Origin of the sequence: Dethiosulfatarculus sandiegensis (assembly GCF_000931935.2) — a bacterium.
Classification (GTDB): Bacteria; Desulfobacterota; Desulfarculia; order Desulfarculales; family Desulfarculaceae; genus Dethiosulfatarculus; species Dethiosulfatarculus sandiegensis.
Map to the genome: position 1 here is coordinate 175,709 of NZ_AZAC01000010.1, position 13,593 is coordinate 189,301.

The following is a 13,593-nucleotide window of genomic DNA, read 5'->3' on the forward strand; positions in this document are numbered from 1 at the left end:
TTCCTTCCCAAATCAGCCGGATAAATCCTCGGGCTTAAATCTTATGCCTACTTCGTGAGATTTCTGTCGCAGTCCCGAAGGCAGGGGGGGATAGGGTGCGGCCCTTTCCACTGCCCTCACGCATGACTGGTCATAGCGGTTGTTACCGGAAGACTGTTCCAGCCAGGCCTTTTCCAAGGAACCGTCCTGGTTAATCCTTATGACCACCACAGCCTCCAGGCCCTGGGGATTGGCCACCAGGGCCTCGGGCACCACCCAGTGACGGCTGATCCTGCCCCAAAGCTGGGTGTAGTAGATCTGGTATTTAAGGGGCACGCCCTGATCACCGCCGCCTCCGCCACCGCCGCCGACCGGGCCCGCGGGTTGACTGCTTGCCCGTCCTGCGACCTTTCTTTCCACATTGTCCAAGGCGCTGGCCAGGCGTCTTTCCTGGTTAACCTTGGCTTTGAGCCGATTGATCTTGGCGTCCAAGTCCCTGTTGGTGGTTTTTGAAGAGACTGCTTTTTCTTTACGCTTCAGCCTTTTGGTCGGCTTTACTGTTTTTTTGTTGCCAATGGCCTCTTTGGGCTTGGGGCTTGGTTTGGGCTTTGGCTTTGGCTGAACCGCCACCGCCTTTGTAACCGGTTTTTTAGGTGCGGGTTTCGGCTGAGCCGTGGGCTTCGAAGCCTTGGCCCTGGCCACCGGCCCGGGGGGCAGGTGGGGAGATCCCACTAGTTTGACCTGATATACGGGCTTGAATGTATGACGCTTGGAGCCGGAACCCAGTCCCGGCCAGAAAATAATAACCGCCACTATAAGAAAGTGCAGGCCCAGGCTGAGCCCCAAACCCCACCCTAGCTGGTCTCCGGGTCTGTGCTTGATGTTTGAGGCAAGGCTTTTAATCACGATTTCTTCTTTTTGTCCGGAGGTGCGACCTTCTCCGGTTCGGTGACCATGCCCAGGTTCACCACTCCGGCCTTGCGGGTTTGCGCCAACACCTTCACTACTGTGCCATAGGCCACGTCCCGGTCGGCGCGTAGATAGACTCTTGTTTTGGGCTTTCTGGAAAGGATGTTTTTGAGCTTCAGCGAGAGCCCTTCCACCTCCACCTGGAATTCATCCAGAAACACCCTGCCGTCTTTGCTAACACTCAAAATCAGGAGCTCTTCACTTTGCTTGAGCGCCCCTGCGTCGGTCTCCGGCAGGTTCACGTCCAGGCCCTGGACCATCATCGGCGCAGCGACCATGAAGATGATCAGAAGCACCAGCATGACGTCGACCAGGGGAACCACGTTGATTTCGCCCATAACCCGACGTCTTCCGTTTTGCCCCACATAAGGCATCGATCAAACTCCCGCCGGACGAACGGACTCCACGGCCGAGCCTTGGCGCCGCATGATGTCGCGTTCAACCAGGTTAAGGAAATCTTGGATAAAAGAGTCCATATCAGCGTGCAGAACATCAAGTCTGCGGTTGAAGTAGTTGTAAAAAACCACTGCCGGAATGGCGGCAAACAGACCAAAGGCAGTCGCCACCAGGGCCTCGGCAATACCCGGGGCCACAGTGGCCAGGTTGGCCGCGCCGGTTGAACCTATGGACCGGAAGGCGTCCATGATTCCCCAGACCGTTCCGAAAAGCCCGATAAAGGGGGCCGTGTTGGCGCAGGTAGCCAAAAAGGTCACCTTGCGCTCCAGGCTGGTCATTTCCGCCGCTTTACCCCTTGAAAGGGCGCGCCTTAAGTTTTCCATGGAGCCTGCCGGCAATGAGCCGCCCTCGCCCAGGCGCATTATGCGGCCCAATTCGGTATAGCCCAGTTGGAAAATAGCCGCCAGAGGGCTTGACTCCAGATGCTGGGTTTGGGAGTTGGCGACTGAAAGGGAATTGGCATGCCAGAAAAGTTGGTGGAACTCGTCATTCTGACGCCGGGCATCCCATATGGCCTTGGCTTTGGAAAGAATAACCCCCCAGGCGATAACGCTGAACATGAGGAGTAAAAACAGCACAAACTGAACCACCAGACCAGCACCCATGACCATTTGCCAGATGTCGGCGTTATCGCCTACCAGGTTCTGGGTTTGGGCCTGGGCCGCCAAGGCGGCGGTTGGGTCGAAGATTCCCAAGATGTAGTTGATCATTTTTGCTAAGTCCCATTATATTGGGGTCAATATAGCCTCAGCCCATGGTTTAAGTCAAGGCCGGGAAAATACTTGTGATACAGCTTTCCTTTTCGGGTTTCAAGTCTGGCATTGAGACGCCCCGGCCCCGTTTTAATCTTTCAACGGGTCGGGTATTAAATTAAAAAAACCTGGTATCTTGTCCAAAGGAGGTCTCAGACCACAATCCCTGGTAGGGCAACTCTTCTTCACATTCTAGCAGTAGTCCTGCCATACGCCACTGGTCCTTATTACTATTTATTCAGGTGCACACCTGTTTCGGGTTGCAGTTTTCCCGGCTTTGTCTTTGAGGGACAAAGAGTTGCAACCCCTCTTAAAATCGTTTAATTTGAGTTCGGGAATCTTTTTTTGGATTAATGCAAGCACTAGCTTCCTTTTTTTGGAATAAGAAAAATGACCGGCCAAAAACCTGATTCAAGCAAAAACTATTCCAATGGACCCTTGAATCAAGACCAGCTGATCCCTCCCATGTTGGGCGGGGAGCTGGAAGACCTGGAAAGGGAATTGGGTAAAAAAGCCCATCCGGATTATCGTGACCTTTCCTGGGCAGAGAGAACCTTTTTCTTCACCCTGGCCTGGGATCAGGCCCAGCGCAAGCGCCTGGGCAGTCTCAAGACCTATTTCAGTTCTTTTGAGCCCCGTTGGCTCAGACCGGATTGGGTTCACTTTAACCAGGCCCGCGTCCTGGCTGACGGGGCCCATGCCAGATATGAAGATTGGATAGCCTTTCAGATTGAACGCGCAAAGGCAACAGATCTTTTTGATCTGGACCTTTCCTTTTTGCACGATACAGAGGCCCTTAGTCAAGGTTACCGTTTGTTTTTAGGGAAAGAACACAACCCCTCCCGCGAGGTGAGGCCCTTGTTGAAGCTTTGGGCCAAGGTGGACCTGGCGGCTGAACAAAGGGCCAGGAAAATGGTTGAGACCGCCAGCCTGGGGGTGGATGAAGAGACCACCTGGGAGGAAAAATTAAAAGCCCTTTTGGTTTTGGCCACCAAGGATTCCCTGACCGGCCTGGCCAATGAAGATTCCCTTAAGAAAAGCCTGACCCAGGAATGGGACCGTTTGTGCCGCCAGCAGGAGCCCCTTTCCCTGGTGCTTTGCTCCCTGGATAATTTCCGCCATTTTGTGGAAAAAAGGGGCAACCAGGCGAAAGACGCCTGTTTGCGCCTCATGGCCGGCATGCTCAGTATGGAGTTGAGGAGGCCGGCCGACCTGGCCGCCTGCCTGGCTGAGAACCATTTTGCCCTGCTTTTACCCCACACCCCTGCCGAGGGGGCCGTGGTGGTGGCTGACAGGATCAGGCGGGAGGTGAGGAAAAAGGGCATTGTGCATCCGGAATCAAGCATGGGTGTGGTTACCGCTTCCTTTGGTGCGGCCACCCTTATTCCCCAAAAGGCATATTCTGCAAAAGACCTCCTGAGGGCGGCGGCCCGCGCCCTGGGCCGGGCAGTGGAAGACCAGGTTGTCCAGGGAGAGGTTTGAAAGGAAAAAATATGGACCCCAGAATCAGTATTATCACCTTGGGAGTATCAGATCTCGACCGGTCCGTTGAATTTTACGAAAAGGGTTTAGGCCTGCCCAGGTTGCCCGGTATGGAAGGCATTGCCTTTTTCCAGACCAAAGCCACCTGGCTTGCCCTTTTTCCCAAAGACGCCCTGGCCGAAGATGCGGGCGTCCCTGCCAACGGCAGCGGGTTTCCCGGCTTCACCCTGGCCCATAACCTGGGCTCCACCAAAGAAGTGGACAAGTTGATGGACCAGGCCCAAAAGGCCGGGGCCAAAATTCAGAAACCAGCCCAAAACACCTCTTGGGGCGGCTATTCCGGCTATTTCGCCGACCCGGACGGCTACCTCTGGGAAGTGGCCTATAATCCGCATTTTGAGGTGGAGTAGGGGACTCGGGAAGCCGAGTAAAATTGTTCCGATCGGATTGTAATAACCCCCGGAGCCCTTAAGGGCTCCGGGGGTTATTTTTTCTCGAATGCTTTTCCGCTCTAGGCCAGCTGAAGCTGGGTGAACTCGGCCAGTTGGGCAAAGAGTTCGGCGATGTTGCTTAAGAGCGCAAGCCGGTTTTTGCGGACGTCTTCGTCTTTATCCATGACCAGAACTTGGTCAAAGAACTGGTCAATGGGGCCTTTAAGGGCTGAGATCTCCTGTAAAAAGGCCACATAGTCTCCATCGGCGAACCTGGCGGCGGCGGTTTCGCGCAGGGCCAGGAAGGCTTTGTGGAGTTCTTTTTCCGCCTGTTCGGTCATGACGCTTGCGCTGGGCTCTTCGCTCGGAACCTGGTCTTTTTCCTTGCGCAGTATATTCATCACCCTTTTCATGCCCACGGCCAGGGGCTTGAACTCAGGCGAATCCTTGACCTGGGCCAGGGCTTTGGCCCTTGCCTGGGTGAGGTAAAGATCGTCCATGCCCGCGGCCAAAACAGCCTGGGCCACGTCTGTGGGAACTCCCTGGTCAGTCAAAAGCCCCTGGAAGCGGGCGGCTATAAAGCCTTTCACATCTTCTTTGACCTCTGCTGCGGGGCGCTCGAGCCAGGGCTCCAGGGTCTCCAAAGCCTGATCCAAAGCAGTATTCAAAGAAAGGCGCAAGGATTTTTCCGTGAGGTTGCGCAAGATGGCCAGAGCCGCCCTGCGCAGGCCATAGGGATCTGCCGCGCCGCTGGGCTTCAGCCCCACGCCAAAGCAGCCGCAAAGGGTGTCGAGTCGGTCGGCCAGGCCGACAACCAGGCCGATCATGCCCTGAGGCAAGGGGGAGTTGGCCCCACTCGGCAGATAGTGCTCGTAAACAGCCTGGGCAACCACCGGGTCCTCGTTGTCCTTAAGGGCATAATCAGCCCCAACCTGACCCTGCAGGTCCGGGAACTCGCCGACCATCTCGGTAACCAGGTCGCACTTGCACAAACGGCAGGCCCTTTCAACCTGGGCGCACTGGGATTCATCCATGCCCAGAACCCGGCAGATATGGGCCGCAACCTTGGTGAAGCGCTCCACCTTGTCAAAGCTGGTGCCCAGCTTGGCATGGTAGGTGACGGTTTTAAGCTCTTCCAGGCGGTTGATCAAAGGCTCTTTGGTGTCTTCGTCCAGGAAGAAGCGGGCGTCGGCCAGCCTGGCCCTCAGCACCCTTTCATGACCCTGGGCCACCACGGCCAGATCCTTGGGACGGGTGTTGTTAACCGCCACAAAGGCGGGCAGAAGATTGCCGTCCGTGTCTTCCAGGGCAAAATAGCGCTGGTGGGAGCGCATGGCGCTGATGATCACCGGCCTGGGGACCTCCAGAAATTCCTGATCAAAGCCGCCCTTGCAGGCCACGGGCAGTTCCACCAGGTTGGAGACCTCGGTCAAGAGCTCCTCATCCGGCACCAGGCGTCCGCCTGCTTCGGCTGCCGCCTTTTCCACCTGTTCGGCCACCATTTCCCGCCTGCGCTCAGGGTCAAGGATCACAAAGGCTTCTTCCAGTTTGGACTGGTAGTCTTTTGCGTCCTTTACCTGAATCGGCTCCGGGGCCATGAAGCGGTGCCCCCTGGTTTGGTCGCCTGTTTTGATTCGGGCCACCCTGAAGGGAAGCACCTGGCCATCCAGGATGGCGACAAGCCAGTGGATGGGCCGGGCAAAGCGCATTTTCTGGTTGCCCCAACGCATGGTTTTGGGAAAGGAGAGCTTGTGCACCAGATCGGGCAGCAGCTGTGAAAGCACTTCCAGAGTGGGCCTGCCCGGAACATTGCGCACAAATCCAACCCTGGGGCCTTTTTCCGTGTCAATCTCCTTGAGGTCTGAGACATCCACGCCCTGGCCCTTGGCAAAACCCTGGGCCGCCCTGGTGGGCTGGCCGTTGGCGTCAAAAGCGTTTTTAACCGGAGGGCCCAAGAGGGTTTCATCCACATCGGGCTGACGGTCGATCAGGCCTTCGACAATAAGGGTCATCCGTCTGGGGGTGCCCATGGTGCGGATGGAGGTGTTTTCCAAACGCTCGTCTTTGAGCATCTGACCTGCCAGTGCGGCCATCTCCTTCAACACGGGAGGCAGAAAACGGGCAGGCATCTCCTCGGTGCCGATTTCAAATAAAAGCTCTGCCATTATTCCGCCTCCTTTTTCTTCAAAAGGGGATACCCCATCTCTTCGCGCTGGGCCAGATAGGCTTCCGCGGCCATGCGGGCCAGATTCCGGATGCGGCCGATATAGCTGGTTCTCTGGGTGACGCTTATGGCCCCCCGGGCTTCCAGCATGTTGAAGGTGTGGGAGCATTTGAGGCAGTAGTCATAGCCCGGCAAAACCAGGCCCATTTTCAGGATTCTCTTTGATTCCTTTTCATAAAGGTCAAAGAGCTGCCAGAGCATATCCGTGTCCGCCTGCTCAAAGTTGTAGGTGGAGTGCTCCCACTCGCCCTTTTGGTGCACATCGCCGTATTTCAGGTTCTCGTTCCAGGCCAGGTCATATACATTGTCAACCTGCTGCAGGTACATGGCAATGCGTTCCAGGCCATAGGTTAGCTCCACGCTGATGAGGTCCAAGTCCACTGAGCCCACCTGCTGGAAATAGGTGAACTGGGTGGCTTCCATGCCGTCCACCCAAACCTCCCAGCCCAGGCCCCAGGCGCCCAGGGTGGGGGATTCCCAGTCATCCTCCACAAAGCGGATATCATGCTCCAGGGGATGCAGACCCAGGGCCTTTAAGGAATCCAGGTAAAGCTCCTGGATGTTCAAGGGCGAGGGTTTGATCAACACCTGGTACTGGTAGTAGGCCTGCAGACGGTTGGGGTTCTCCCCATAGCGTCCGTCCGTGGGGCGGCGGCTGGGTTCCACATAGGCCACTTTCCAGGGTTCCGGTCCCAGAGCCCGGATGGTGGTGTGGGGGTTGAAGGTGCCTGCTCCCACTTCAATATCGTATGGCTGACCGATGAAACATCCCTGATCCGCCCAATAGCGATTCAGGGTCATGATCATCTCTTGAAAGGTCATTGGCGTGTTCTTGCTCATTTCCTGCTCCAATCACGCTCGTTGATTGCGAAGTCTGGATGCTAACACTCTCCGGCCCGGCTTGCAAGCCGCCGTGATTTGCTCCGGGATAAACATCCTTGAATAAGTTTGCCGAAAACAGGGCTCTTATTTTTTTCTGTTTTTTAACGCCCGGGCATCGGGCGTGAAAAGATACAGAACCGTAACCAGGGCCAGGCAGGCCGCTCCAACATAAAAAATGGGCGCGAAACCTTCCGGTCCGGTGATGCCCTTGGGATCTCCCTGGATCACCAGGCCCAGGGCCTGGGTGAAGATTGCGCTTCCCATCATGGTAAACAGGTTTATACCTGTCATGGCACGGGCGGTCATCTCCGGCGGGGCCAGTTCCTTTATATGGGCGTACATGATCTGACCCGGCCCTGAAAAGAACCCGATCAGGAAAAACATGAAATAGACCAGTAAATGACTTATATCCTTGCTCCAAAAGGCAATGGATAGGCTTATCAGGGCCGAGATGATAAGTGAGGGCCAGATCACATGCTTGCGGGAAAGCAGCACCCGGTCGCTTAAGCGGCCGCTCAAGGGCATGCCGATCATAAGCCCCACGCCCATCCAGAAAAGGGCGTTTCCGGTTGAGATCTGGTCCCAGCCCAGGCCGTATATGAGAAAAGGTCCTGCCCAAAGGCCTTGAATGGCCACAAAAAAGCCGTAGCGCACAAAGGTGGACCAGCTGATGGCCCAAAAGGAATAGGTCTTGAACAGGTTGAAAAGCCCTTTCGGCGATGCGGCGTTGCCGCTTTCCGAAACCCAGCTTTGAGGCCTGTTGCGCACCACCATAAACAGGAAAACCACCTGCACAAAATTCAGGGCGGCCAGGCTGTAAAAGGTCCCCCGCCAGCCCAGGAGTTCAGCCGCAAAGGCCAGGGGGGTGGTGGCCAGGATATTGCCCAGTGTGCCCAAAGCGGTTATCAGGCCGGAAACAAAGCCAAAGCGGTTGATCGGAAACCAGGAAGCCATCAGGGTGAGCGAGCCCATGAGGTTGCAGCTCATGCCAACCCCCAAAAGCAGCCTGCCAAGCATGGCCTGCCAGGGGGCTTCGGCCGAGGCAAAGGTCAGGGCCCCGGCCACGCCGGTGAGCCCCAGTCCGGTCATGATGATTCTGGGGCCGTAGCGGTCCAGCGCCAAACCCAGGGGAATTTGGCTCAAGGCAAAGGCATAGAAAAAGGCGGCGGCCAGCTGCCCCAGCTCCGCGCTGGTAAGTCCCAGCTCACTGGTGAGTTGAGGGGTGATAACCGCTGTGGATACCCGGTAGAATAAAGAGAGCAGAAAGCCGAAGCTGGTGAGGGTCAAAATACCCCAGCGCCTTTTGCTTTGAGGGGCCGGGTCAAAGGCCGGATCCAGGCTGTATGTTTCAGGGCAGGAAGGTTGGGGATCTGTGCGCTTCATTTGGTTTTCCGCTCTACCCAAATCTAAAAAAACACGCCCGGCTCCTGGATAATACCCGTAGCCGGGAAAAAAAGACTATTCCAATCAAGTCAAAGGGAAAGATGTATAAGCAATTTTACCCCAAAGATAGAGAACTTCATACCCTTTGCAGGGTTCTTTTTGGCCGGACTTTGGTTGACAACCCAGAGTTTTAGGGCATAACAGGTAATCATGAAAAGCGGATTCATAGCCATAGCAGGGGCCCCGAATGTGGGCAAGTCGACCTTTTTGAACCAGGTCCTTGGTTTCAAATTGGCCATTACCAGTGATAAACCCCAGACCACCCGCCACAGGCTCTTGGGCGTGCACAATGACCGGAAAGAGGATCTACAGATAGTCTTTCTGGACACTCCCGGTCTGCACGATCCGGACAAGCCTTTGAACAGGGTTTTGGTGGACACCGCCATGGCGGCCCTGGAAGACGTGGACGCTGTGCTCTTTATGGCCGACGTCACCAGAAAGGGTTTGGAGGCCTCGCAAAAGGTCGCTGAACTTTTACAGAAAAGTAAAAAACCCACCCTTTTGGCAGTTAATAAGATTGATCTTCTACCCCAGAAAAAGGCGCTTTTTCCCATCCTGGACCAGGCAAATTCCTGGGGAGAGTGGAGTGCCCTGGTGCCGATCAGCGCCATGAAAGGCGACGGCTGCGAGCTGGTGGTATCTGAGTTGGCCGGGCTTTTGCCCGAGGGAGACCCGCTTTTCCCGCCTGATGTGATAACCGACTTGAGCATGCGTTTTCTGGCTGCCGAGATGATCAGGGAAAAGGTCTTCCGCTTGACCGAAAGGGAGGTCCCCTATTCAGTGGCCGTGACAGTGGATGAGTTCCTGGAGCCCGAGGAAGAAGACGGCACCACAGCCATAAGCGCCACCATCCATGTGGAGAGATCCGGCCAAAAGGCCATCATCATCGGCAAGCGCGGGTCCATGATCAAGAAAATCGGCACCAAGGCCAGGGAAGACCTGGAAACCATGATAGGCACCAAGGTTTTTCTGGATCTTTTTGTGCGGGTGGAGCCCAAATGGTCCACCAATGCCGGCGGCCTGCGCAAGATGGGTTTTGACTCTTAAGTCAGACAGGTGATAAGTAAATAAACCACGGCTCAGGGCAGGTGCCCCGGGCCCCACATAGGCCGGCAATGTCCGGCCTTTATTTCTTTGATCAAGTCCTTCATGCCGGTGATCGGATAATCGAAATTCGTCACCACCCGCCCCAGTTCATCCAGGGCATGGGCATCGCTTCCTCCCAGCATGATTTTACCCTTGGCCTGCCCCAGCCCCAGGGCAAGCCGGTTTTCCCCGGACTGATTGCGACCGTTGATCCCTTCGATATAGGCCACATAGGGTTTGTTTAAAAGGGCAAGCTCCACCGAACGGTTTTTGCGAAAGGGATGCGCGGCAATGGTAATGCCGTTATTGTCTTCCACCTGATTGATCAGATCCGGGGCGTCAAGGTCCGAGGCAAGCTGCAGGTTATCTCCCAAAACCAAAAAATCACCCTGATCTGTGGCATATTCCATACCCACCAGGAGCATCAGCCCGTCCGGTTGTAAACCCGGCCTTACCCAGCGCATTGCTTCAGTGGTGTCATGGTCTGTGATCAGGACTCCATCCAGGCCTTTTCGTCGGGCATGCGCCAGAATATCGCCCAAAAGCAGCCTGCTGCAGGCCGAGTAGGTGGTGTGCACGTGAAGATCAAAGAGCATGTTGTTCCTTTTTGCTGAATTCAACAGGAAAATTCAATTACGGTTCTTTCCGTACGCTCCCCGGGTAAAATAAACTTGTTGCCATTATTAATTGTATGCTTTTTTAAAAATAGGGTCTTGCTTCTTAAAAGCAAACCCTGAACCGCATTCCGATTAACAAGTCATTTAAACAGGGGGTGTTAATTGCCCAGCCGCTGTTTACTGGTTCTTTTGGATGGCCTTTCGGACCGCTCCCACAAAGCGCTGGCCGGAGATACGCCTTTGGCCTTTGCCCACACCCCCAACCTGGACCGGCTTGCCGGTTTGGGCTCAACCGGGCTTTATCACGGGGCCATGGTGGGCCAGGCCCTGCCGAGTGAAGAGGCCCATTTCAGCCTTTTCGGCTATTCTCCGGCCGAGTTTCCGGGCCGAGGGCTCCTGGAGGCCATGGGTGCGGAGATAGATATAACCGAAAATCGGGTATATCTCCTGGCCCGCCTTTTAAGCCTTTTTGATAATCAGGGCAGGCTGCTGGTAAAGGAATATAAACCTGCCCTTGCCCAAGAGGCGGCAGCGGAACTTTTTCAACAGATTGAACGATTCAGTGACCTGGGCATGGAGGCCCGCCTGGTCCCCACCAAGGGCCTGGAGTCTGTTCTGGTCCTGGGGCCGGAGGCCAGCCCGCATATCTCGGATTCAAGCCCTCTTGGCCCGGGCAAGAACCTGCAAAAGGTCCTGCCCCTGGCTAAAGCGTCAGACCCGGCCCTGGCCGAGAAAACAGCCGGGTTTTTGAACCGCTACCTGCTCTGGTCTTATGAAACCCTGAAAGAATTTGGAGTTAAAAGGGAGCTTGTCAAGGCCGGTGAAAACCCGGTGAACGGACTGGCCACCCAAAGGCCGGGCCAGGTGCGGCCGGTGCAGCCTTTTGAGGAAAGATGGGGGCTGAAAGGGGCCATTGTGGCCTCAGGGCTCATCTATCTGGGGCTGGGCCGCCTGCTCGGCATGCGGGCCAGGGCGGTTGGCGAGACCGATAACTGTGCAAAGGATCTGGCCCAGCGTTTGGAAGAAGGGCTTTTTTTGCTTAAGGACCATGATTTTGTGCATGTCCACACCAAGGCTCCGGATGAGGCGGGCCATAAAAAAGACCCTATGCTCAAAAAAAGCATTATCGAAAACCTGGATAAGGGGTTCGGTGGCTTGATGGAGAGAATTTTGGATGACCCGGAGCTGTTGGTGGTGGTCACCTCTGATCACGCCACCCCTTCGGCAGGCCCTTTGATCCATTCCGGGGAGCCGGTGCCCTTTTTATGTGTGGGCAACGGAGTTTGGCAAGACCAGGTGGAGAGGTTCGACGAGGTTAGTTGCGCAGCCGGGGCTTTTGGCCTTTTGCGGGGCCCTGAGTTGATGCATCTGCTGCTTAACTGGCTGGACCGGGTGAAATTAAGGGGGCTTTTTGACACGGCCCATGACCAGCCTTATTGGCCGGGCAATGCTGTTCCCCTTACCTTGCCGGGAAAAGGAGGCTGACAGTGCACGATCTGGGAGTGATACACGGCAGGTTTCAGGTCTTGCACAATGATCACCTGAAATACCTTCTGGCCGGTAAAGAGCGTTGTAAACACCTGGTGGTGGGGATAACCAATCCGGATCCCCGCGCAACCGCCGAAGACAAGGCAGACCCCAACCGGGCCTCTCTGACTGCCAATCCCCTAACCTGGTATCAGCGCATGGTGATCATAAGAGAGACCCTCTTGGCCCAAGGGCTTTTGGCCGCTGAATTCACCCTGGCGCCTTTTCCCATAAACCTACCGGAGCTCATACCCTGTTACCTGCCCATGGACGGGGTGTTTTTTCTGACTATTTATGATCAGTGGGGAGAGAAAAAATTGGCCCTTTTCAAGTCCCTGGGGCTGAAGACGGAAGTCATGTGGAGGCGGCCCATAGAGGAAAAGGGGGTTAGCTCAACCAGGGTGCGTAAGCTCATGGCTTCAGGAGAGCCCTGGGAGCACCTGGTTCCCAAGGCCGCCTGCCGGGTGATGAATGAAATGGACGTACCCGGCATTGTCAGATCCCTACATAAAAAGAACAGGTATTAAAAGGCCTAATCGTAAATCGGCCGGTAGTAGCTGTCTCTGCGAACCGCCTTGAGCCCGGCTGCCTGGATCATCTTGAGGAGTTGGGGTTCGGTGAGTCCCTGGGCAGTGGTTGCCCCGGCATCGTGACTTATATGTTCTTCCACCACCGTGCCTTCCAGATCATCCGCTCCAAAAAGCAGTGCAAGCTGGGCCAGTTTGCGCCCCAACATCACCCAATAGGATTTAATGTGGGGGAAGTTGTCCAACAAGAGCCTGCTTACCGCGACCACCCTGAGGTCGTCCAAGCCCGTGGTGGGCTCCAGATCACTTAAGAAGGTGTTGGTGGGGTGAAAGGAAAGCGGAATAAAGGCGTTGAACCCGCCGGTTAAGTCCTGCTGCTCTCTCAAGGCCAAAAGATGATCCACCCTTTCTTCCGGGGTTTCTATGTGGCCGTAGAGCAGGGTTGCGTTGGTGGGGATGCCCCTTTTGTGGGCCAGGGCCGAGACTTCAAGCCAGCGTTTGCCCGAGGCTTTTCGAGGGCAGAGCTCCTGCCTGACCCTGGGGGAGAAGACCTCTGCTCCTCCGCCGGTCAAGGCCCCCAGCCCGGCCAGGATCAGGGCGTCGAGCACCTCTTCAGCCGACAGGCCGGAGACTCTGGCAATGTGGTCTATCTCCACCGCCGTGAAAGCCTTTAAGGCGGCGGTGGGATGCACCTTGGAGAGCGCCTGGAAAAGCTCCAGATAATAATCCAGGGTCAGGGTGGGGTGACAACCGCCTACAATGTGGAATTCGTCCACCTGGCCCTGGGGAATTTCGGCTGCCTTGGCCGCTGCCTCGGCCGGGGTCAGCAGGATGGCGCTCTCATGGTTTTCAGTGCGCCAAAAGGCGCAGAACCGGCACTGGTTGGCGCAGATATTTGTGTAATTCAGGTGACGGTTAAGAATGTAGTAGGTTTTGTCCTGGTTTTTGGCCTGACGGGCGGCCTGGGCCATTGCGCCGAGTCCATATATATCAGCTGTGGTCATTAATAAAAGACCGTCTTGACGGTTAAGGCGTTTGCCCTGGGCCAGTTTTTTGGCTGTGGGCAAAAGCTCCTTGTCCTGAATCTGGTTGGGGTCGAAATCCAGGGGCGGCAAACAAGGGGCGGGCGGAAAACCGGTGGAATGAATATTTTTAGGTGCCAGCACGATAGATTCCCTTGTTTTAAGTTTTAAATAAAACCCTGTGAAATGCCTTGGC

General features: G+C 55.7%; 13 protein-coding genes. 5 read left to right on the forward strand and 8 right to left on the reverse strand.

The window, feature by feature from the left end:
* Positions 1-12: 12 nt before the first annotated feature.
* The 3 genes from tolA to tolQ are packed head-to-tail and all read right to left on the reverse strand — an operon-like array spanning position 13 to position 2,114.
* The gene (gene tolA, locus X474_RS07445; protein WP_044347837.1) at positions 13-885 is read right to left on the reverse strand and encodes a cell envelope integrity protein TolA; all 873 of its coding nucleotides are present in this window, start codon (positions 883-885) and stop codon (positions 13-15) included.
* Positions 882-1,322 carry an ExbD/TolR family protein gene (locus X474_RS07450; RefSeq protein ID WP_044347838.1) on the reverse strand — a complete coding sequence of 147 codons (441 nt, stop codon included), beginning with the start codon at positions 1,320-1,322 and terminating at the stop codon, positions 882-884. The genes tolA and X474_RS07450 overlap by 4 nt, the downstream gene beginning before the upstream one ends.
* A gap of 3 nt (positions 1,323-1,325) precedes the next feature.
* The gene (tolQ, locus tag X474_RS07455; RefSeq protein ID WP_082464218.1) at positions 1,326-2,114 is read right to left on the reverse strand and encodes a protein TolQ; all 789 of its coding nucleotides are present in this window, start codon (positions 2,112-2,114) and stop codon (positions 1,326-1,328) included.
* Positions 2,115-2,546: 432 nt separating this feature from the next.
* Here tolQ and X474_RS07460 point away from each other — a divergent pair, with 432 nt between their 5' ends.
* Together X474_RS07460 and X474_RS07465 are read left to right on the forward strand one after the other, a co-directional pair.
* Complete coding sequence (locus X474_RS07460) at positions 2,547-3,638, forward strand: GGDEF domain-containing protein (RefSeq protein ID WP_052514976.1); 1,092 nt, start codon at positions 2,547-2,549, stop codon at positions 3,636-3,638.
* Positions 3,639-3,649: 11 nt separating this feature from the next.
* Positions 3,650-4,048 carry a VOC family protein gene (locus tag X474_RS07465; protein WP_044347929.1) on the forward strand — a complete coding sequence of 133 codons (399 nt, stop codon included), beginning with the start codon at positions 3,650-3,652 and terminating at the stop codon, positions 4,046-4,048.
* Positions 4,049-4,149: 101 nt separating this feature from the next.
* Here X474_RS07465 and glyS read toward each other — a convergent pair whose 3' ends face one another.
* From glyS to X474_RS07480, 3 genes are all read right to left on the reverse strand, one after another.
* Positions 4,150-6,234: a glycine--tRNA ligase subunit beta gene (glyS, locus tag X474_RS07470; RefSeq protein ID WP_044347839.1), complete on the reverse strand. Its 2,085-nt coding sequence runs from the start codon at positions 6,232-6,234 to the stop codon at positions 4,150-4,152.
* Positions 6,234-7,115 (reverse strand): glycine--tRNA ligase subunit alpha, encoded by an 882-nt coding sequence (glyQ, locus tag X474_RS07475; protein ID WP_044347840.1) that lies wholly within the window; start codon positions 7,113-7,115, stop codon positions 6,234-6,236. The genes glyS and glyQ overlap by 1 nt, the downstream gene beginning before the upstream one ends.
* Before the next feature lie 144 nt (positions 7,116-7,259).
* Positions 7,260-8,558: an MFS transporter gene (locus X474_RS07480; RefSeq protein ID WP_052514977.1), complete on the reverse strand. Its 1,299-nt coding sequence runs from the start codon at positions 8,556-8,558 to the stop codon at positions 7,260-7,262.
* A 210-nt stretch (positions 8,559-8,768) separates the two neighbouring features.
* Here X474_RS07480 and era point away from each other — a divergent pair, with 210 nt between their 5' ends.
* A complete protein-coding gene (gene era / locus X474_RS07485) occupies positions 8,769-9,665 on the forward strand; it encodes a GTPase Era (protein ID WP_044347841.1) in 897 nt (298 codons plus the stop codon).
* Between the two features lie 32 nt (positions 9,666-9,697).
* Here era and X474_RS07490 read toward each other — a convergent pair whose 3' ends face one another.
* Entirely contained in the window at positions 9,698-10,300 is a 603-nt protein-coding gene (locus X474_RS07490; protein WP_044347842.1) for a PHP domain-containing protein, read from the reverse strand.
* A 183-nt stretch (positions 10,301-10,483) separates the two neighbouring features.
* Between X474_RS07490 and X474_RS07495 the strand changes: the two genes are divergently transcribed.
* Both X474_RS07495 and X474_RS07500 read left to right on the forward strand, forming a co-directional pair.
* Entirely contained in the window at positions 10,484-11,806 is a 1,323-nt protein-coding gene (locus X474_RS07495; protein ID WP_044347843.1) for a BPG-independent phosphoglycerate mutase family protein, read from the forward strand.
* Positions 11,807-11,808: 2 nt separating this feature from the next.
* Complete coding sequence (locus X474_RS07500; protein ID WP_082464219.1) at positions 11,809-12,375, forward strand: nucleotidyl transferase family protein; 567 nt, start codon at positions 11,809-11,811, stop codon at positions 12,373-12,375.
* 5 nt (positions 12,376-12,380) lie between these two features.
* On the opposite strand, the gene mqnE is transcribed toward X474_RS07500, so the two are convergent.
* Positions 12,381-13,541, reverse strand: a complete 1,161-nt coding sequence (gene mqnE, locus X474_RS07505) for an aminofutalosine synthase MqnE (RefSeq protein ID WP_231688303.1) — start codon at positions 13,539-13,541, stop codon at positions 12,381-12,383.
* Between the last annotated feature and the right edge of the window lie 52 nt (positions 13,542-13,593).

Excerpts from the sequence above, each read along its gene's own strand:
- era (WP_044347841.1), top strand. The coding sequence starts at position 8,769 with ATGAAAAGCGGATTCATAGCCATAGCAGGGGCCCCGAATGTGGGCAAG.
- X474_RS07450 (WP_044347838.1), bottom strand. The coding sequence starts at position 1,322 with ATGCCTTATGTGGGGCAAAACGGAAGACGTCGGGTTATGGGCGAAATC.
- X474_RS07480 (WP_052514977.1), bottom strand. The coding sequence starts at position 8,558 with ATGAAGCGCACAGATCCCCAACCTTCCTGCCCTGAAACATACAGCCTG.
- glyQ (WP_044347840.1), bottom strand. The coding sequence starts at position 7,115 with ATGACCTTTCAAGAGATGATCATGACCCTGAATCGCTATTGGGCGGAT.
- tolQ (WP_082464218.1), bottom strand. The coding sequence starts at position 2,114 with ATGATCAACTACATCTTGGGAATCTTCGACCCAACCGCCGCCTTGGCG.
- X474_RS07490 (WP_044347842.1), bottom strand. The coding sequence starts at position 10,300 with ATGCTCTTTGATCTTCACGTGCACACCACCTACTCGGCCTGCAGCAGG.
- X474_RS07465 (WP_044347929.1), top strand. The coding sequence starts at position 3,650 with ATGGACCCCAGAATCAGTATTATCACCTTGGGAGTATCAGATCTCGAC.
- glyS (WP_044347839.1), bottom strand. The coding sequence starts at position 6,234 with ATGGCAGAGCTTTTATTTGAAATCGGCACCGAGGAGATGCCTGCCCGT.
- X474_RS07460 (WP_052514976.1), top strand. The coding sequence starts at position 2,547 with ATGACCGGCCAAAAACCTGATTCAAGCAAAAACTATTCCAATGGACCC.